This window comes from Microcystis panniformis FACHB-1757 (genome assembly GCF_001264245.1).
GTDB classification, from domain to species: Bacteria; Cyanobacteriota; Cyanobacteriia; order Cyanobacteriales; family Microcystaceae; genus Microcystis; species Microcystis panniformis.
Map to the genome: position 1 here is coordinate 227494 of NZ_CP011339.1, position 19778 is coordinate 247271.

The following is a 19778-nucleotide window of genomic DNA, read 5'->3' on the forward strand; positions in this document are numbered from 1 at the left end:
TTCGGGGGCAGCGAGGGGAAAATTGCCTAAAATAGGGTCCCGATAAAATCGGTCTTCATCCCGACACCGGAGAGCCGATTTATCTGCTCGTTGGTAGTTACGGTCCCTACGTCCAGTTAGGAGATATCAGCGAGGACAATCCCAAACCGAAACGCGCCTCCCTACCCAAAGGAGTCAAACCCGAGGACATCACCCTCGAACAAGCGGTGGGTTTATTAGCACTGCCGCGACTACTGGGAACCCATCCCCTCACCGGAGGCAAAATTAAAGCCAGTTTAGGGCGTTTCGGTCCCTATGTGGTTCAGGAAGAGGGCAAAGAAAAAGAATATCGTTCCCTGAAAGCCAGCGATGATGTCTTAACCATAACTCTCGATCGAGCTTTGGCCTTATTAGCCGAACCGAAAAAAACTCGCGGCGCTCGTGGTTCTACCAAACCACCCTTAAAAGAATTGGGTAAACATCCCGACGATGGGGAATTGGTGGGATTGTACGAAGGTCCCTACGGAGTTTATATCAAGCACGGTAAAACTAACGCCAAGATTCCCGAAGGAGAAACCGCCGAAACCCTCACCCTAGAACAAGCTTTGGAGGCCCTAGCCGCCAAGACAACCACTGCCAAGAAAACCACTACCAAGAAAACTACTTCTACCACCACCAAAAAAACTACTTCCCCGGGCAGTAAAACTGGCAAAAGTAAGACGGTTTAGCGGTTACTGGTGGGGCGATTTTCTCCCTGGTCAATTCCTCCCCCTGATGCGGCGACAAATCCGGTTGGCTTTTTTGTCCTTGGCACCACTTTGACCGGGCTGATCCTAAGTAGGTAGGCGTTAAAAATTATCAGACACCCCCCTTATCAAGGGGGGCAGGGGGGATCGGCACCCCCCTTATCAAGGGGGGCAGGGGGATCAAACCTAAAATCCATTTTTAATTTAATTATAACCAGCTACTTATACCTCAAATTCCCCTACTGTAAAGCGATCGCCATCGCTTCTTGGGGAATTTGCCGGTAAATTGGTTTTAAAAATTGTTCTATGGCATCCGATTCGGGGGCAGCGAGGGGAAAATTGCCTAAAATGTCGAGAATGGTTTGATTTTCATTCCCCGGCGTAATCACAACTAGGGAGGGTTCTAGCTCCTCATCGTACTGCCAAAAGCGATCGATAGTGCTGTCGGGGGCAGTTTTTTCGACTACTGTGGGGGGTTCACTGACTGCTAAAGGTTGATTATCAGAGGAATAGGAGCGTTTTTCCCGTAAAGCTTCCAGAATTTGGCTTTTGCTTCGGCCGCGCAGTTGCAAAAGCAGGAAGGGATCGACAATAAAACGATCACCCAATTGATAGTACACTGCTCCTATATGTTTGCAGGGGTTGGCTTGATCGGGACAGGTACAACGAGAGCGAATATCAGCTAGGGAAAAGGGAAATAAATTCACCCCACTATCGATAAAAACACGCTCAATATGATCGGGCATTTGTCCGGTGAGCAATTGAGCGGAATAAATGGCTTTTTTGGAGAGAAGCTTAATAATATAATCCCATTCTTCATCACTAAAAGCCGCTAGGGATAAATCCACTATATAAGGCTCTGGTTCACTGCCTTGCACTCTAGCAATAACTTGCGAGTCTTCAAAGTCAATACTTAACACATTGCCTTCTCTAGCGTACAGTCTAGCTCGTTCCAAGCGTTTTTTAAAGCGATAGGAATCGAGTAGTTCTAGCCATTTTTGTACCCACCAAGCTTGTTCTGTCATTTTTTATTTCGCCAATTCAAAAATGAAACACATCAACCTTAAGAGTTGACAGAGAAAGGCTCATCAGGTATATTCTGATCTTTAACAACAACAAATCAGACCCAAAAACGAAGCCCTCAACATCTTAACATAGAACAAAGAAACTTGCTCTACCAACTTGGTCAAGAGGTAAATTTATCTCAACGGCAAATAGCCGTCTTGCTGGGATGTCATCAAAGCAAGACCGGAGCCAGAATTAAGAAGGAATCAAAGTTCCCTCGGATGCTATCTACAAAGCTACAGCACAAGCTGATACCAAATCGGTTTTTAATAGTGTGATTAACTCCCAATCGAACTTTAAAAATCCACTCCCCACTTCCCACTCTCCTATACTTTTTAAACAGGATTTAGTATGAGAGTGAGACTCGCCGAAACAACTGAAAACAACCCTTTTAAAAAGTAACTGAGTCGGTGGTAGAAGGGAACGAATTGAAAAATCCTTAAGCCAGAGGAAATAGAAAGAGCCGTAAACTTAATTAACCATCCTCCTCGAAAATGTCTTGACTATCGTACCCCGAATGAGCTATTATGTGATAGCTCAGACAGTGATGAAATTCAGAATTGAATTGGCAAGATGTACACAAAAACGAGGATTTTAGGTATGAGGACAGAACAGAAAAATCCACAATTAAATTGTCATAAATTAGCAGAAGTATTTTTATCAAATCCCTTAATTGAAGATTGCTATTTTATGGTACGAGAGGATGAATTAGTCGCCTATATCGTTTCCTCTGGAGCTTGGAATTCTGAACAATTGTCCTCCGATTTACAGTCTCAGTTACCGGACAATCTTCTACCTAATATCTATGTGCAAATTTCCAGTTTACCCTTAACCGATAGCGGTGATATCGATGAAACTGCATTAAAGAATATTGAAATTATCGATAATCATCAAGTTCAGGAAACAGAAGAAAAACTGCGATCTTTGTCAGATATCGATCAAGTTGCTGTCGTCATGACTTCTAAAAAAAACAAAATTTTACCCCTACATCTATCGGAATTATTGCCCTTAAAAATAGAGAAAAAAAATGATCATCAAAAATCTGAAACCCCGATTCATCTAGGGATTCACACTTCTAACACTCAATCTGGAATCAGTCACGGACAGCTTTTAGAAGAATCTGAACTTCAGCCGAAAACCTTGGCAGAAATCCTCCGAAAAGCTGCTGAAAATTATTCAAATAAAGGGATTATTTATATTCAATCTAATGGATCAGAAGTTTTTCAATCCTATCAACAATTATGGGAAGACGCTCAACAAATACAAGCTGGATTACAAAAGCAGGGTTTACAAGCTAAAGATAAAGTAATTCTTCAGCTATCGGAAAACTATGATATCATTTCCGCATTTTGGGGGTGTCTTTTAGGGGGATTTATTCCTGTTATTATTTCAGTGCCACCCAGCTATAAAGATTTTAATAATGAAATTCATAAAATATCTCAAGTTTGGCAGTTGTTAGATGAGCCTATTATTATCACAAATCAATCCCGTCAGCAAGAGATAAAATATTTAGAACAATGGTTGCCTAATCAAACCTTAAGCTTGAGTTTTATTGAAGAATTAAAAACTCATTCTCCCCATCAGCCTCCTATTGGTGAACCGGGTGATATCGCGTTCTTTAATCTCACATCAGGCAGTACAGGAATACCGAAATGTATCTCATTAACCCATAAAAATGTCATCTCTCGTGCGCGAGGAACAAACATCATTTGTGAACATCAAAACGACGATATTATTCTTAATTGGCTTCCTTTTGATCATATTGGAAGTATTTCCGACTGGAATATTCGCTGTGTCGAGTTAGGATGCCAAATGGTTTATGTTCAAACTGAATATATATTAGGTCGTCCTTTGAATTGGTTAGATTTAATTGATCAATATCGAATTACCCACAGTTGGGCTCCTAATTTTGCTTATAATTTGATTAATGAAGCTTTAAAAAAAGAACCAGATCAAAATTGGAATTTAGATTGTGTCAAATTCTTTTTGGCAGCGGGTGAAGCTGTTTCTGGTCAAGCAGTTGGAGAATTTATTAACACCCTTCATCTTCAATATAATCTGAAAAAAACGGCGATGCGTCCTGCTTTTGGGATGGCAGAAATGGGGTCAGGAATTACCTATTATCAGCCGACGGATCAACAGCCATTACTCTTTCATACGGTTGATAAATCCTCCTTGAATTCTTCCCTAAAACGAGTCCATCCTGAACATCCCAATGGTGCAACCTTTACGGATTTAGGATTACCCATTCCGGGGATATCGATTAGAATTGTTAATGCTGATAATTCCCTATTACCAGAAGAAACCATTGGTCATTTACAAGTTAAAGGAGATGCAGTTTCACCGGGGTATTATAAAAACCCAGAAGCGAATCAAGACGCTTTCTTAAAAGATGGCTGGTTTAAGACAGGAGATTTAGCATTTATTAGTAACGGTCATTTAGTTATTACTGGAAGAAGTAAAGAAACCATTATTATTAATGGAGTCAATTATTATAGCCATGAAATTGAAACTGTAGTGGAAACTATTGAAGAAGTAGAAGTGTCCTACACCGCCGCTTGTGCTGTTTATGATTCTAGGAATAGTACCGATCAATTAGCTTTATTTTTTAGTGCAGAAACCTTTGACCACCAGCATCTAGCGGAACTTCTGAAAAAGATTAGACGAAAAGTAATTAACAGTTTTGGCGTTAATCCTGAATATTTAATACCCTTAAATAAAATGGAGATTCCTAAAACTTCCATTGGTAAAATTCAGCGATCGCAATTAACAAAACGGTTTGCAAACGGAGAATTCAATTCTATTTTAAAAGAAATAGATATTTTGTTAGAAAATGCTCAAACCCTTCCTGATTGGTTTTACCAGAAAGTTTGGAAACCTCGATCTCCAGTTAACTTAAAACCAGAACTTTCCAAGTGTTGTACTTTAATTTTTCTGGATTGCTTGGGTTTAGGAGCATCTTTAGCAGAAAAAATCGAAAGTCAAAACTTACCCTGTATCACGGTTTTAGCAGCGCAAGAATTTTCTCAAATCAGTCAAAATTGCTATACCCTCAGACCCGGGACAGCTAATCATTATCAACAGTTAATGTCATCTTTATCCGAGCGAAAAATTATCCTTAGCAATATTATTCATCTGGGGACTTATCAAGACTATCAGGGAGAAATTTCAACAATTGAACAGTTAGAAAAAGCACAAGAGCGAGGAGTTTATGATTTATTATTCCTAGTTCAAGCTTTAGCTAAAATTCATGATTTTAAATCAAAAATTCAATTGCTATTTGTTTCTAGTTATAGTCAACTTGTCATAGACACCGATGAAATTGCCTATGAAAAATCTCCAGTTTTAGGACTGATAAAAACTTTAGCTCAAGAACTTCCTTGGTTAAATACTCGTCATGTTGATTTACCTCTGGATCAAACCGAAATTAATCTCAGTTATCTGCAGCAAGAACTATCGGTTTTATCCAAGGAAAGAGAAATTGCCTATCGCAACGGGAAACGTTTAATTGCAGGTTTGGAAAAAGTCAATTTACTTCAACACCCCCAACAGGAATTACCCTTTAAATCAGGGGGAATTTATCTGATTACCGGAGGACTAGGAGGGATTGGCAGACAAATTGCTCAGTATTTGCTCAAAAATTATCAAGCTCGTTTACTGTTAATTGGAAAAACACCTTTACCAGAAAAACACCTTTGGAGTGAGTACCTTAAAGTCGAAGATCAATTATCCTTAAAAATCAAAAATCTCCAAGCTTTAGAAAATCTTGGAGGAGAAGTAATTTACCAAGCGGTAGATGTGGCTAATTTGCCTCAAGTTAAACAGACGGTAGAACAGGTGAAAAAACAATGGCAAGGAGAACTTAATGGGGTGATTCATCTGGCTGGAATTTACAAAGATTGTTTACTTCTGGACGAAACTCAAGAGGGTTTATCGACAATTCTTCACCCTAAAGTAATAGGAACTTGGGTTTTACATCAACTTCTCAAAGAATCTCAAGGAGTTTTTATTAGTTTTTCTTCCTTGGCTAGTTTTTTTGGAGGAGCGGCTTTGGGTTCCTATGCGGCGGCTAATAGTTTCCTTGAATCTTTGAACAGCTATCAAAAATCTAAGAATTTGTTCCCTAGTTATTGTTATAGTTGGACAACTTGGCAAGAAACCGGGATGAGCCAAGGTTATCAGATGCAATACATAACCCGAACTCAAGGGTATTATGATATGACGGTGCGGCAAGGTTTAGACTCATTTCTAACGAGTTTATATCACAACCAAAGACAATTAATGATCGGTTTAGATGGGAGTAATAGCAAGATTAATCGTTTCACATCTGGATCTGAAGGATGCCAAAAGTTAACGGCTTATTACACCCGTAAATCTACAGTTCAATCGGTCAATCTACCTAATCATGTTAGTCTAAAAGATCGATTTGGAACGTCCTATCAATGTCCCCTGGTTCTGCGACAATCCCTCCCTATTAAGGATAATGGAGACATTGATAAGCGGCAATTACTCAAGGAACTCCAAGGCAAAGAAAATAACGAATTGATAGCACCCAGAACGGAAGCTGAACGTCAAGTTGCTAACATTTGGCAAAAGGTTTTAAATCTATCTCAAATTGGAATTCATGACAATTTCTTTGAACTAGGAGGACATTCTTTACTGGCGAGTCAAGTTATTTCTCGTTTACGCGATGTTTTCTCGGTACAATTGTCGTTGCACAGTTTGTTAGAATATCCAACCGTTGCCAGTTTAACTCAAACGATTGAGGTGCTTAATGTAGCCAAAAATAGTCACAGTGTATCCAAAAGTGGTAAAGTTATGGCAGCAGCCTCAGAAAATTATGAAGAAGGAGAATTATGAAAATAGCTTAACTAAAATTTAAACTTTTCAGAGCCATTTTCGGAAAAAATGTAAAAAATTGTATCCATCACTAAAATTTATCATCCAGAATATGCTATGAATAGCCAAACAGTCTTTTTATGGAGTATGTAAGCGGTTGCTCCCAGGGCAACTGATTTTAACAATAACCACCGACTCTCCACCATTGATAATTTTTGTTTGGTCTATATTGTTTAGTCTTTGAGGGTACTTAAATTTATGAAAAACGTTGATTATATCTCTAACAGTAGCTCTAGCTTGAGCTAGTGAACCCTGCCAAACATCACCCCCCCATTCCAAAAATACCAGAACATCAATTAGGGAAAAGGATACTATTAATGAAAGTCGCAGAATTTTTATCTTACTTAAATAGTTTAGACATCAAGCTTTGGCTTGAGGAAGAAAAGTTAAAATATCAAGCTCCCCAGGGAGCGATGACACCAGAAATTAAGCAAGAAATCGGCACAAGAAAACCAGAAATTCTCACTTTTTTAAGAAGCGCAACAACACCGTCTAAACCCCTTGAATCGGTTATTGATCCCGTTGCCCGAACTGAAGAGTTACCTCTATCTTTTGCTCAACAGAGAATGTGGTTTCTCCATCAGATGGATCGGCAAAATCCAGCTTATAATGAAGCCCTAACCATCCGTTTAACGGGACGCTTAAACATTGATATTTTAGAGCAAACGATTAATGCTATTATTCAACGCCATGAGAGCTTACGGACAAGCTTTCCAATGGTTGAAGGAAAACCTATTCAAAAAATTGCTCCATCTCTGAAGATTAAATTATTAGTTGTTAATTTAAAAGATATCCCCCAAGAGCAAATTGACAAACAGATTATTAAAGAACTACAAAAACCCTTTGATTTAACTCAATCTCCCCTATTACGATGTACTCTGTTTGATCTGGGATATGAAAATTATATTTTAGTCAACGTCTTCCATCATATTATTATCGATGGTTGGTCAAAAAGCATTTTATTTAAAGAATTATCTAAATTTTATCAAGCACTTTTATCCAATTCAACCGTAGATTTACCCGAATTACCTATACAATATGCGGATTTTGCGGTATGGCAAAGACAATGGTTACAAGGTGAAATCTTAGAAAATCAGTTAAATTATTGGAAAAAACAATTAACGGGCGCTCCTCCTTTATTAGAACTTCCAACCGATAAACCCCGTCCAGCTACTGCCAATTTTCGAGGTCATAGTATCTCGTTTCAAATTAACTCAGAACTCACCGAAAAACTGAAACTTTTGAGCCAAAAGTCGGGGGTGACTTTATTTATGACCTTACTGGCTGCTTTAAACACTTTACTCTTCCGTTATAGTGGCCAAGATGATATTTTAATCGGGACACCCACCGCCAACCGAAACCGACAAGAAATTGAACCTTTGATTGGTTTTTTTGTCAATACTTTAGTGCTGCGGAATTCCCTAGAAGGAAATCCGACTTTTTCAGGATTATTACAGCAAGCTCGCAATGTTGTTTTAGAAGCTTATGCCAATCAAGATGTACCCTTTGAGCAAGTGGTTGATGGGTTAGAAATCGAACGAAGTTTAAGTTATAATCCCTTATTTCAGGTAATGTTTGCGCTGCAAAATGCCCCCCTCAATGCTTTAGAATTACCCAATTTAAAAGCTCAATATCTAGCCGTTGAAAACCAGAGAATTAAATTTGATCTCAGCTTAGTTTTAGAGGAAATCGAAACCGAAAAAGGAGCTTATTTAGAAGGTTTTTGGGAATATGATAGCGACCTATTTACCCCAGAAAGAATTACCCGCATGGTAGGTCATTTCCAAACTTTATTAAAGGGAATTGTAGCCAATCCTCAGCAAACCGTCGGGGAATTACCGTTACTGACTGAATCGGAAGAACAACAATTATTAGTAGAATGGAATCAAACTCAAACGTCTTATCCTGATCATTACTGTATTCATCAGTTATTTGAAGAACAGGTTGTTAAAACACCTGATGCTATAGCGGTCATCGATGGAGAAAAATCTTTGACCTATGAACAGTTAAATCAAAAAGCCAATCAACTCGCTTATTATTTGCAAAACTTAGGCGTTAAAACCGAGGACTTAGTAGGAATCTGTATCGAGCGTTCTGTTTTGATGATCATCGGACTTTTAGGCATTCTTAAAGCGGGTGCAGCTTATATTCCTTTAGATCCGAACTATCCATCAGAACGTCTAGCTTATATGTTAGAAGATTCTGCCGTATCGGTGTTATTAACTCAGGAAAACTTAGTTGACACTTTACCCAACTATTTAGGAACAATATTTTGTTTAGATCAGGATGGGAAAATTCTTGATCATCATCCGCAAGATAATCTCCTCCATCCGATGACATCTGAGAATTTAGCTTATGTCATTTATACTTCTGGTTCCACTGGAAAACCCAAGGGAGTTTTAATTCAACATCAAAGTTTATTAAACCTAGTTTCTTGGCATCAAAACGCCTTTGATATTACAACAATTGATCGAGTCACTCAATTAGCTGGAATTGCCTTTGATGCTTCAGTTTGGGAAATTTGGCCTTATTTAACAGCGGGGGCGTGTCTGGCGATTGTTCCCCCAGATTTGCTAACATCACCGAAACAACTGCAAGAGTGGTTAATTGCCAAAAAAATCACCGTTTCTTTCTTACCCACTCCTCTTGCAGAAACCCTAATTCCCCTAGATTGGTCTCCCAATTGTCCATTAAGATTAATGTTAACTGGAGGAGATAAACTCAATGATTTTCCCCCTACCTCCATTCCCTTTACATTAGTCAACAACTATGGTCCGACTGAAAATACTGTTGTTACAACATCTGTTAAAATAACCCCAGATTTATTAACCGAAAAAGCACCGCCTATTGGTCGTCCCATTAGCAATACTCAGGTCTATATTTTAGATCAATATCAACAACCTGTACCGATTGGAATTCCAGGAGAATTATACATTGGTGGTTCAGGATTAGCTAAAGGATATCTCAACCGTCCAGAGTTAACCGATTCTAAATTTATTGCCAATCCTTTTAGTCAAAAACTCAGTGATCGCCTTTACAAAACCGGTGATTTAGTTCGTTATGGAAACGACGGACAAATTGAATTTGTGGGTCGCATTGATCATCAAGTTAAGATTAGAGGTTTTAGAATTGAATTAGGGGAAATTGAAACCGTTCTCAATCAACATCCCCAAGTTAAAGAAGCGATTATTATTGCCAGAGAAGATCAACCCGGCGTTAAACGTTTATGTGCTTATGTGATTGCCTCTCAAAACTTAACTGTTTCTCAATTGCGTCTATTTTTGCAAGAAAAGTTACCTCAATATATGGTTCCTGCTTTCTTCGTTTTGTTAGACGCTTTTACCCTAACCGCTAATGGTAAAATTGATCGTTGCGCTCTCCCACAACCTACACTAGAATTAGAGGATGAAGCTGCCCTCAATCTCAGTCCAGGTACAGAAAAAGAACGCATTCTCGCTGCAATTTGGCAAAGGGTTTTAGGACTTAAAAATATTAGTATTAACGATAACTTTTTTGAGTTGGGAGGAGATTCTATCTTAGCCATTCAAATTATTGCTCAAGCTAATCAAGCGGGATTACAAATTACTCCTAAACAATTATTTAGTCATCAAACTATCGCTCAATTAGCCACCGTAGCGGAGCGAGTTTCGGTTAATCAAACCACACAGGATTTAGTCATCGGTCACGTCCCCTTAACTCCGATTCAAAAATGGTTTTTTGAACAAAACTGGCCCGAACGTCATCACTTTAATCAATCTATCTTGTTAGAGGTTCCCAATAATCTACAACCAGATTTATTAAAAAAAACTATTTCTAAATTACTCTATCACCATGATGCTTTGCGGTTACGGTTTGTTCATAAAGGGGAACAATGGCAACAAAATCACAGCGATGATTGCAATAATTTTGCTTTTGAAAAGGTGGATTTATCCCATCTATCTTGCGATGAACAATTAACCAAGATGGCAGAAATTTCCGAGGTTCAACAACGGGTACTCAACTTAGAGGAAGGTCCCTTAATGGCGGTGGTTTTCTTCGCCTTGGGTGAGAGTGGAAAAATGTTAATTGTAATTCATCATTTAGCAGTAGATGGAATTTCTTGGCGGATTATCCTCGAAGATTTCGTCACTATTTACCAGCAATTAGAAAACCACAAGCCCCTGCAACTTCCTCCTAAAACCAGTTCTTTTAAAACTTGGGCTGAGGAACTGCAAAACTATGCTAAAACCCCAGAGTTTTACGCTCAATTCAAGTATTGGCTAAACCGTGAGTTTCCCTCAATTTGTCCTCTTCCTTTAGACCGTCAAGGTGAAGCTCAGTCCAACATTGTTGCCCATGCAAAAACGGTCTCTTTCACCTTAACCGAAGAACAAACCCGCTTACTCTTACAGGAGGTTCCGCAAGCTTATAACACCCAAATTAATGATATTCTATTGACCGCTTTAGTCCAAGCTTTCGGTCATTGGACAGGAAATTATGGACTTTTGCTTGACATGGAGGGTCATGGAAGAGAGAATGTAATTGAATCCGTAAATTTATCTAGAACTGTGGGTTGGTTTACCAGTATTTTTCCCGTCTTTTTGACCTTAGAAAATCTTGACCATCCGGGTGAATGTCTCAAGTCCATTAAAGAGCAATTACGACAAATTCCGAATCGAGGGTTTGATTATGGAATTGGATATTATCTGAATTCAGATTTAACGATTCAATCCCCGTTAAAAAATTACCCTAAAGCTCAAGTCAGCTTTAATTATTTAGGTCAATTTACCAGCCATCAAATCGGCGAGATAGGCTGGAAATTATCTCAAGAATCCACTGGTTCCATTCATAGTCCTTTGGGACAACGTTCCCATTTAATTGCGATTCATGGAATTGTGGTTGATGGGCAACTTGATATGGAATGGCAATATAGTGAAAATTTTCATCATCAAACAACGATCAAAAATTTAGCCGCTGCCTATCGAGATTCTTTAGAAAGCCTGATTAACCATTGTTTATCGGTAGAAGGAGGCTATACTCCATCGGATTTTCCCGATGCGGATCTTAATCAGGCAGAATTAGATGAACTGCTTTCAGAACTTGATTTTTAACCTCAACTTAATGTTTAACCCTCCTGCTTGATAACAACTATGCCATCACCTAATCTTCCCAGTGAAATTGAAAATCGTAAAAGTGAACATCTGCGAGTTTGTATCGAAAAAGATGTAGAATTTCAACAACTTACAAGCGGTTTAGAAAAATATCGTTTTACCCATTGTTGTCTTCCTGAACTTGACCGTAGCGATATTGAACTGGGGACAACCTTTTTAGGGAAATCTTTAAAAGCTCCAATTCTCATCTCTTCCATGACCGGAGGAACAGAATTAGCCCATTTAGTCAATACTCGATTGGCAACGGTCGCTCAACGCTATGGTTTAGCGATGGGGGTGGGTTCTCAACGCATTGCACTCGAACAACCGGAATTAGCGCCGACCTTTGCAGTCCGTTCTCTGGCGCCGGATATTCTCCTGTTAGCGAATTTAGGGGCTGTACAGTTAAATTACGGCTGCGGTTTAGAAGACTGTTTAAAATTGGTGGAATTATTAGAAGCTGATGCCTTAATTCTGCATCTCAATCCTTTACAAGAATGGGTGCAATCGGGAGGCGATTCTAATTTTAAAGGGTTACTCGCTAAAATTCAGCAAATTTGCGCTCAATTACCCGTTCCTGTCATCGCCAAAGAAGTCGGAAATGGCATCTCTGCGGTGATGGCCAAACAATTAATTGAAGCCGGAGTCGCCGCGATTGATGTGGCGGGAGCCGGAGGCACGTCCTGGGCCAAAGTCGAAAGCCAAAGAGCCAAAGACAACAGACAAAGGCATCTCGGACAAGTTTTTGCCGATTGGGGTTTACCTACGGCTGAATGTATTACCGCCATTCGGTCGATGAATTCAACCATTCCTTTAATTGCTTCTGGGGGCTTAAAAAATGGCTTAGATATTGCCAAATCTATCGCTCTAGGAGCCGATTTAGGAGGGTTGGCTCGTCCGTTTCTCGTAGCAGCGATTGAATCAGAAGCCGCCGTTGATGAGTTGGTAAAATTTTTAATTGCTGAACTTGAAATTGTTTTATTTTGTACCGGAAATCCTAATTTATCCACCCTTAAAAATTCAGGAGCCTTAAAACCATGTTAAAGTTTTCAATGGAATTGTGTTATCCCCAGCTTGATGTCAAAACCTTAAGCGTTGGCACTTTGGGTCCAAAAGAAACCAGTAGTGAACAAACCTTAAATTATCTAATTTCTCAATGGAAATTACAACAGATTTCGGTTAATAGTCATTTATTTGATAGCTTTACAGATTTAAAGGAATCTTTACTCGAAAATCAGATAGATTTGGCGTTAGTCCCCCATGCCTATGAAAAAATTAATGATTTCTATATGGAACCGAGGTTTAAACTAGGTTTTATCTTCACCTATCCCACACCCGTTTACGGATTAGCCAAGCGAAAAAATGAAGAAATCGTTTTAGAAAATTGTACCCTGGTTACTCATCCCGCTCCTCTTCCTTTACTTCCTTATTTATTACCTGGCGACCTGAATCAAAATAAGATTAAAATCAAATTTGTCAATTCTACCAGTGTGGCCGCTATTCAAGTTAAACAAGGGTTGGCAGATTTAGCCATTACCAATGAAAATGCCCTCCGAGAATATGATTTAGAATTTATTTCACAATATGGTAAAATTGAGATGAGTTGGTCTTTATTTCACAAAAAGGAAAACACCATGATTCAAAGTATTTATTTACCTGTGCATACCTAAAAAAGCTCCCTATCCGATGAAAATAGTTGCCTTCATCACAGAAAAATAATTGAGAGTTTAAATTTCAATTTCATTTTGAACTTGTCCCCTAAAATCATGTCTAAATTTTTCCCAATTCCCAAGCCTATTAAACTCAATCCTCATGTAGAATTAGAGGTTTTTCAATGCCAAGATACCATTTTTCAATTATACGTTATAGCTCCTAATGCTAAACTTGAATCCCACCAACATCCTGAAAGTCAAATTGGCATGGTATTCTCAGCAGAACTAGAACTGTATATTAAAGATTTGATTAAACCCTTAAGACCTTTGCAAGATGTTTATATAGCTGATGGCAATATTCCTCATGGTGCTTTTAATCCTTTATCAGAACCGATGATTGGATTTGATCTTAAACGGATTACCTCTGCTTTACCGTCAGAAGATGTTTTATTAACACTATCCAACAACCAAGATAAAATCACTCATTTACCTTGTCAATCTGTTAAGGGTTCTTGGTTTGAAATTGTCATGATGAAAATCCCTTCTGGTTATTCCATTCCCCCACATCAAGGTGAGCAAGAAGAAATCGGATTTATTTTGAATGGAAAATTAGAAATCTCCATAGAAAATGAAGGACAGTTTTTAGAATATGGTCAAATTTATTATGCTCCTTCAAAAGTTTTAAAAAAGGGATATAATTCATCGAAACAAGATATTAATTTGATTAAAATTTTAATTTAGTTCGTTTTATGATTTTAAGTTTAACCTCAAAATGCTAGGACAAAGTTTATGGATTTAGGATTAAAAGATAAAGTGGCTTTGATTACGGGAAGTAGTGCAGGAATTGGGTTTACCATTGCTGAAAAATTAGCAGAAGAAGGCTGTCACTTAATTATTTGTGGTCGCAATTCCCAACGCTTAGAACAAGCTTATCAATCTCTGGCTCAAGCTTATCCTGTCCAAGAAATTCTGCGTTTAGTGGCTGATGTCCATCAAGCTCAAGATTCTGAACAATTAATACAGGACTCTTTAAATCAATATGGCAAAATTGACATTTTAGTCAATAATTCTGAAGGAGCTAACTTTGCTGATAATTTAATTGAAAACCTTTCCGATGAAGATTGGTTAAACGTTTTTCAAGGAAAATTAATGGGTTATATTCGCTTAACCAATTTAGTGTTACCGATTATGAAAAAACAACATTGGGGAAGAATTGTTAATATCATTGGGACATCGGGAAAAGAGCCATCTCCTCGTTTAGTTAAATCGGGTGTTGTCAATGCAGCTTTAATGAATTTTACCAAATCAGTAGCTAGACAAACCGCCCCCTATAATGTTTTAATTAATAGTGTTAACCCCGGCGTTATTGACACCCCTAGACATCGAGAATATTTAGAAATTTATGCCAAAAAGGAGGGAACGACCCCAGATTTAATCCGAGAAGGAATTCTCAGAACAATTCCCATGAATCGAATTGGTACGACTGAAGAATTTGCTAATCTCGTTGTATTTTTAGCTTCAGAATGTGCGAGTTATATAACGGGAATTACTATTCCCCTCGATGGGGGTTTATCCTCATCAGCATTTTAAATTTATATCCATCAAGTAAAAATCAACAACCACAAGGGTCATGAATAGCCAATGTAAATCTCAAATGTTAGACAAATTTGTTCCCTATTATCCGACTAAAGATACTCGTAACTTTCCCATTTTTTCCAGTATTATTAATAAATTTAATATTTGCAGGCTGCAACGCAAATTTAAACAGGAGCTTCAACAACCTTCGGTGATCCTAGTTGATCAAATGGGTAAAGTTGGTTCTGCTAATCCTTATCTTGCTATTAAAAAAACTTTTCCAGAAAAAGCGGTGTATCATGTTCATAATTTAAATCCAGAAATTGTTGCCAAAATTTGGGATAAAATTAATCCTACTAGCGAGGGGGTGGAAGGAACCACAGAGACACAGAGGACACAAAGATCGATCAATCATATTGTAAGTTAAACTTATCACACAGAACCTAGAAGAGCCTTAAAGGTAATTCGTTCTAAGCTTGATTGAAGAAACTCACGCACATTTTTATTTAATCTATTGGGAAAAACAATGGTCACAACTCAACAATCTAGGGTTAGTAAAAAAGATATTGAATCCATTTATCCCCTTTCTCCCATGCAGCAGGGGATGCTATTTCATTCTTTATATAATCCAGAATCAAAGACGTATTTATCACAAATTCAAATCACCTTGCAAGGCAATTTAGATATTAGTGCGTTCCAACAAGCTTGGCAAAGAGTAGTAGATAGACATAGTATTTTACGGACTTGTTTTGCTTGGAAAAAAACCAAACAGCCTTTACAAATAGTTAGAAAAAATGTCACTTTGCCTTGGTTTAATCAAGATTGGCGATCGCATTCTCCCGCCGAACAAGAAACTAAATTTCAGGAATTGTTAACCTCTGATAAAGAGCAATATTTTGAATTAGATAAAATCCCCTTACTTCGATGTCATTTAATTCAAGTCGAAGATCAAAAATATGAATTTATTAATACTGGGCATCATATTTTATTAGATGGTTGGTCAACAGCAATTCTGTTGAAAGAAGTTTTCGAGTTTTACGCTGGACTCATCAACCATCAACCCGTCAATTTACCGACACCTCGCCCTTACCAAGACTATATTAATTGGGTACAACAGCAAGATCAAACTCAGTCCGAACGCTTTTGGCGACAAAATCTTCAAGGTTTTACCTCTCCGACCCCATTAGTAGTTGATAAACCGTTAAATCCTCTTGTTACTCAAAGTAAAAATTATCTTGATCAAAAATCAAAACTTTCTCCAGAAATTACCAGTCGTCTGAAATTACTCGCCCAAGAACATCGCCTTACTCTTTCTACCCTAATTCAAGGAGCTTGGGCTTTATTATTACATCATTATAGTAGTGAATCTGATATTGTATTTGGGGCAACAGTTTCGGGACGACCGCCCAATTTTACAGGGATTGAATCGATGGTGGGGATGTTTTTAAATACCTTACCCGTTCGCATCCAAATTGAGCCTCAACTTGAATTATTAACTTGGTTTCAACAATTACAACAAGAGCATTTAGAACGAGAGCAATATAGTTATAGTTCTCTAATTGATATTCAAAAATGGAGTGAAATTCCTGCTCCTCATTCAGTTTTTGAAAGTTTTGTTGTCTTTGAAAATTTACCCTTTAGCGACAATGATAGTGAGAATTTAGGCGGTTTACAAGTCGGTGAAATGCAAGATTATGGCAATGCTGATTACCCCTTAACGGTGATTGTCACCCCTGGAGAAGCCTTAAGTATTAAAATTATTTATCCTCAAGAACGATTTGAAAATGACACCATTGAAAGGATGTTAGGTCATTTTAAAACCTTATTAGAAGGAATCACCATTAATCCCCATAGTCGGATTCAAGACTTAACTTTATTAACGGAAGGTGAACGTCAATTATTATTAATTGAATTGAATCAAACTGCACCCCAAAAGCCTCTAAAACACTGCGTTCATCAATTATTTGAGCAACAAACTCTCAAAACTCCTTCAGCCATTGCCGTTGTTTTTCAAGAGCAACAATTAACCTACCAAGAACTGAATAAATCTGCTAATCAACTGGCTCATTATTTACAAAAAATTGGGGTTAGTTCTCAATCTTTAGTGGGGATTTGTTTAGAAAGGTCTGTTAATATGGTGATTGCCGTTTTAGCAGTGTTAAAAGTAGGCGGCGTTTGTGTTCCCCTAGACCCAACCTATCCTCAAGAAAGACTTTCTTACATCCTGCAAGATACCCAACTTAAAACCCTCTTAACCGAAAAAAATTGTCAATTACTCTTAAACAGTGAAACCATTTCTCAACGGATTTTATTGGATGAACAAGGTTCAGAAATTGCCTTAGAACCCAAGAATAATCCCGGCAACCCCGTTAGTTTAAAGGATTTGGCTTATATTATTTATAGTTCAGGATCTACGGGTGTACCTAAAGGGATTATGATCCTGCATCAATCCTTAACGAGTATTATTGAGCATCATCAAGTAAAAATGTCATCCGCAAGGAATTTCTTACAATTTGCTCCCTTTAATTTCGATGTCAGCTATCACGAAATCTTTGCCGCTTTGTGTTTAGGGGGAAGCTTATTTATTGTTCCAGAAGATTCTCGCTTAGACCTTGCTAAATTAAGTCAATTGTTGGCAAATAAACCCATTCATAAAGCGATTTTGCCCGTTACTTTATTACAGCAATTAATTGAAACCTATAGTGAGGAAACCTACTTATTTGCTAACTTGCGTGAAATTATTTCAGCTGGAGAGCAATTACAAATTACCCCAGCGATGATTTCTGTATTCAAAAAACTCGAACATTGTACCCTTTACAATTATTATGGCCCCACAGAAGCGGATATCGTTACCAGTTATACCTTTGACCCCAATCCTGAGCTTTGGCCGAAGTATATTCCCATTGGTAAACCCGCGATTAATGTGCAAGTTTATATTTTAAATTCCCATCTTCAACCCGTACCTATCGGAGTGACTGGGGAGCTATATGTTGCGGGTGGCGGTTTAGCGCGGGGTTATTTCAACAATCCCCAATTAACCCAAGAAAAATTTATTCCTAATCCCTTTAGCGATAATTCATTGTTGTATAAAACTGGAGATTTAGCTCGTTATTTACCCAATGGAGACATTGAATATTTAGGAAGAATTGATGATGTGGTGAAAGTTAGAGGTTATAGAATTGAATTAGGGGAAGTAGAAACTATTTTAAATCAACATCCTCAAATTGCCCAAGCCCTTGCTACAGTTCAGGGAGAAACCGCCAGAGAAAAATATTTAGCCGCTTATTTTATTCCCCGTCCAGGTGAAACCATAAACCAAGTTGAATTACGTCATTTCCTTGAAAACTGGCTACCCGATTATATGATTCCCTCTGCTTTTGTTGTGATGGAATCTTTTCAACTCAGTCCTAACGGTAAAGTTAATCGAAAAGTCTTACCAATACCCGATAAAAACCCCTTATCGTTAACTCAAAATTATGTCGCTCCTCGAACTGCAATTGAAGAAGTTTTAGCAGGAATTTGGGCAGAAATTTTAGAAGTCGAACGAGTTGGGATTGAAGACGATTTCTTTCTGTTAGGTGGGCATTCTTTAAAAGCAATTCAACTGATTAGTAAAATCCGTCAAACCTTAGAAATTGAAGTTTCTGTGCGTCAACTTTTTAATCACTCAACTATCAGCCAATTAACTCAAGTCATGATTGAATTAGTGGGGAATGAAGGGTTACTAAATGAAATTGCCGTAACAGTTCAAGAAATTTCCCAACTTTCACCAGAAGAAGTTCAAGCTTTATTATCTCAAAGCTGAACCTAAATGACTTAATATTTCTATAATGGACATTGATTTAAACTGAAGGAAAAAAATGACAAATCATCTCTTTGATTTAACAGGTAAAGTTGCAATTATCACGGGTGCTGCCCGAGGAATTGGTCGGGTATTAGCGCAAGGGTTAGCACAAGCTGGAGCTAAGGTGGTAATTGGTGATATTAATCAAGTTGGTGCTGAACAAACGGTTCAACTGATTCAAGAAGCAGGAGGTGAGGCCATCGCAATTAAGACCGATGTTCGTCAACGTCAAGCTTGTCAGAATTTAATTAACCAGGCGGTTGCTCATTATGGTCAACTCGATATTATGGTCTGTAATGCAGGGGTTGAAATTCTCAAAAACACTGATGAATTAGAGGAATTTGAATGGGATCAGGTTATTAATGTTGACTTAAAAGGTTATTTTAATTGCGCTCAACTCGCAACCAAACAAATGATCAAACAAGGAACAAAGGGATCAATTATTATGAATTCTTCTATCTGTGCTTTCGTTGCTGTTCCCAAATCTTCAGGAGCATATAGCGCCGCAAAAGGTGGGGTCAATCAATTAGTAAAATCCCTAGCGGTCGAATTAGCTAGTCACAAAATTCGAGTCAATGCTTTTGCACCGGGGTATATGAATAATATGATGGAAGGAACAGAAGGTTTACGTTCAACTTCCAATGAAATGGACGAATTATATACTAGAATTCCCATGAAACGAACCGGAGATTTAGAAGAGTTAATTGGCCCTGTCGTGTTTTTAGCGTCTGAAGCTTCCTCTTATGTCACTGGAGCAATTTTAATGGTAGATGGAGGTTATACCGCTATTTAGCATCAATAATTAAACAATTTTGGTTCTTCGTTACTTGGTATGGTTCGATAGGGGGGCATAAATCGACTAAATCCTTATCTGGCAAGAGACTTAATT

Annotated in this window: 10 protein-coding genes and 2 pseudogenes; 11 read left to right on the top strand and 1 reads right to left on the bottom strand. The window is 38.1% G+C overall.

What is annotated here, in order from left to right; translation table 11 throughout:
* Nucleotides 1-35: 35 nt before the first annotated feature.
* Nucleotides 36-707 (top strand): annotated as a pseudogene (locus tag VL20_RS01160) (topoisomerase C-terminal repeat-containing protein); the annotation flags it as partial.
* A 257-nt stretch (nucleotides 708-964) separates the two neighbouring features.
* On the opposite strand, the gene VL20_RS01165 reads toward VL20_RS01160, so the two are convergent.
* Nucleotides 965-1750 carry an SWIM zinc finger family protein gene (locus VL20_RS01165; RefSeq protein WP_052275363.1) on the bottom strand — a complete coding sequence of 262 codons (786 nt, stop codon included), beginning with the start codon at nucleotides 1748-1750 and terminating at the stop codon, nucleotides 965-967.
* 129 nt (nucleotides 1751-1879) lie between these two features.
* Here VL20_RS01165 and VL20_RS32110 point away from each other — a divergent pair.
* From VL20_RS32110 to VL20_RS01210, 10 genes and pseudogenes are all read left to right on the top strand, one after another.
* Nucleotides 1880-2021: pseudogene (locus tag VL20_RS32110) on the top strand (IS30 family transposase); the annotation flags it as partial.
* 369 nt (nucleotides 2022-2390) lie between these two features.
* Nucleotides 2391-6650, top strand: a complete 4260-nt coding sequence (locus VL20_RS01170) for an SDR family NAD(P)-dependent oxidoreductase (RefSeq protein WP_052275364.1) — start codon at nucleotides 2391-2393, stop codon at nucleotides 6648-6650.
* 356 nt (nucleotides 6651-7006) lie between these two features.
* Complete coding sequence (locus tag VL20_RS01175; RefSeq protein ID WP_052275365.1) at nucleotides 7007-11779, top strand: non-ribosomal peptide synthetase; 4773 nt, start codon at nucleotides 7007-7009, stop codon at nucleotides 11777-11779.
* A 39-nt stretch (nucleotides 11780-11818) separates the two neighbouring features.
* Nucleotides 11819-12862 (top strand): type 2 isopentenyl-diphosphate Delta-isomerase, encoded by a 1044-nt coding sequence (fni, locus tag VL20_RS01180; RefSeq protein ID WP_052275366.1) that lies wholly within the window; start codon nucleotides 11819-11821, stop codon nucleotides 12860-12862.
* The gene (locus tag VL20_RS01185) at nucleotides 12856-13488 is read left to right on the top strand and encodes a LysR family transcriptional regulator (RefSeq protein WP_012267922.1); all 633 of its coding nucleotides are present in this window, start codon (nucleotides 12856-12858) and stop codon (nucleotides 13486-13488) included. Before fni ends, VL20_RS01185 begins: the two co-directional genes overlap by 7 nt.
* 96 nt (nucleotides 13489-13584) lie before the next feature.
* Complete coding sequence (locus VL20_RS01190; protein WP_052278347.1) at nucleotides 13585-14211, top strand: cupin domain-containing protein; 627 nt, start codon at nucleotides 13585-13587, stop codon at nucleotides 14209-14211.
* Nucleotides 14212-14259: 48 nt separating this feature from the next.
* Complete coding sequence (locus VL20_RS01195) at nucleotides 14260-15060, top strand: SDR family oxidoreductase (protein ID WP_052275367.1); 801 nt, start codon at nucleotides 14260-14262, stop codon at nucleotides 15058-15060.
* Between the two features lie 64 nt (nucleotides 15061-15124).
* Nucleotides 15125-15472, top strand: a complete 348-nt coding sequence (locus tag VL20_RS26845) for a capsular polysaccharide biosynthesis protein (protein WP_180995414.1) — start codon at nucleotides 15125-15127, stop codon at nucleotides 15470-15472.
* 99 nt (nucleotides 15473-15571) lie between these two features.
* On the top strand, nucleotides 15572-18850 hold the full coding sequence (locus VL20_RS01205) for a non-ribosomal peptide synthetase (RefSeq protein WP_052275368.1): 3279 nt from the start codon (nucleotides 15572-15574) through the stop codon (nucleotides 18848-18850).
* Between the two features lie 55 nt (nucleotides 18851-18905).
* Nucleotides 18906-19682, top strand: coding sequence for an SDR family NAD(P)-dependent oxidoreductase (locus VL20_RS01210; protein WP_052275369.1), 777 nt, complete (start codon nucleotides 18906-18908; stop codon nucleotides 19680-19682).
* Nucleotides 19683-19778 lie beyond the last annotated feature (96 nt).

Bases quoted from the DNA above. Each gene is read 5' to 3' on its own strand.
- VL20_RS01165 (WP_052275363.1), bottom strand. From the start codon at position 1,750: ATGACAGAACAAGCTTGGTGGGTACAAAAATGGCTAGAACTACTCGAT.
- VL20_RS01170 (WP_052275364.1), top strand. From the start codon at position 2,391: ATGAGGACAGAACAGAAAAATCCACAATTAAATTGTCATAAATTAGCA.
- VL20_RS01175 (WP_052275365.1), top strand. From the start codon at position 7,007: ATGAAAGTCGCAGAATTTTTATCTTACTTAAATAGTTTAGACATCAAG.
- fni (WP_052275366.1), top strand. From the start codon at position 11,819: ATGCCATCACCTAATCTTCCCAGTGAAATTGAAAATCGTAAAAGTGAA.
- VL20_RS01185 (WP_012267922.1), top strand. From the start codon at position 12,856: ATGTTAAAGTTTTCAATGGAATTGTGTTATCCCCAGCTTGATGTCAAA.
- VL20_RS01190 (WP_052278347.1), top strand. From the start codon at position 13,585: ATGTCTAAATTTTTCCCAATTCCCAAGCCTATTAAACTCAATCCTCAT.
- VL20_RS01195 (WP_052275367.1), top strand. From the start codon at position 14,260: ATGGATTTAGGATTAAAAGATAAAGTGGCTTTGATTACGGGAAGTAGT.
- VL20_RS26845 (WP_180995414.1), top strand. From the start codon at position 15,125: ATGTTAGACAAATTTGTTCCCTATTATCCGACTAAAGATACTCGTAAC.
- VL20_RS01205 (WP_052275368.1), top strand. From the start codon at position 15,572: ATGGTCACAACTCAACAATCTAGGGTTAGTAAAAAAGATATTGAATCC.
- VL20_RS01210 (WP_052275369.1), top strand. From the start codon at position 18,906: ATGACAAATCATCTCTTTGATTTAACAGGTAAAGTTGCAATTATCACG.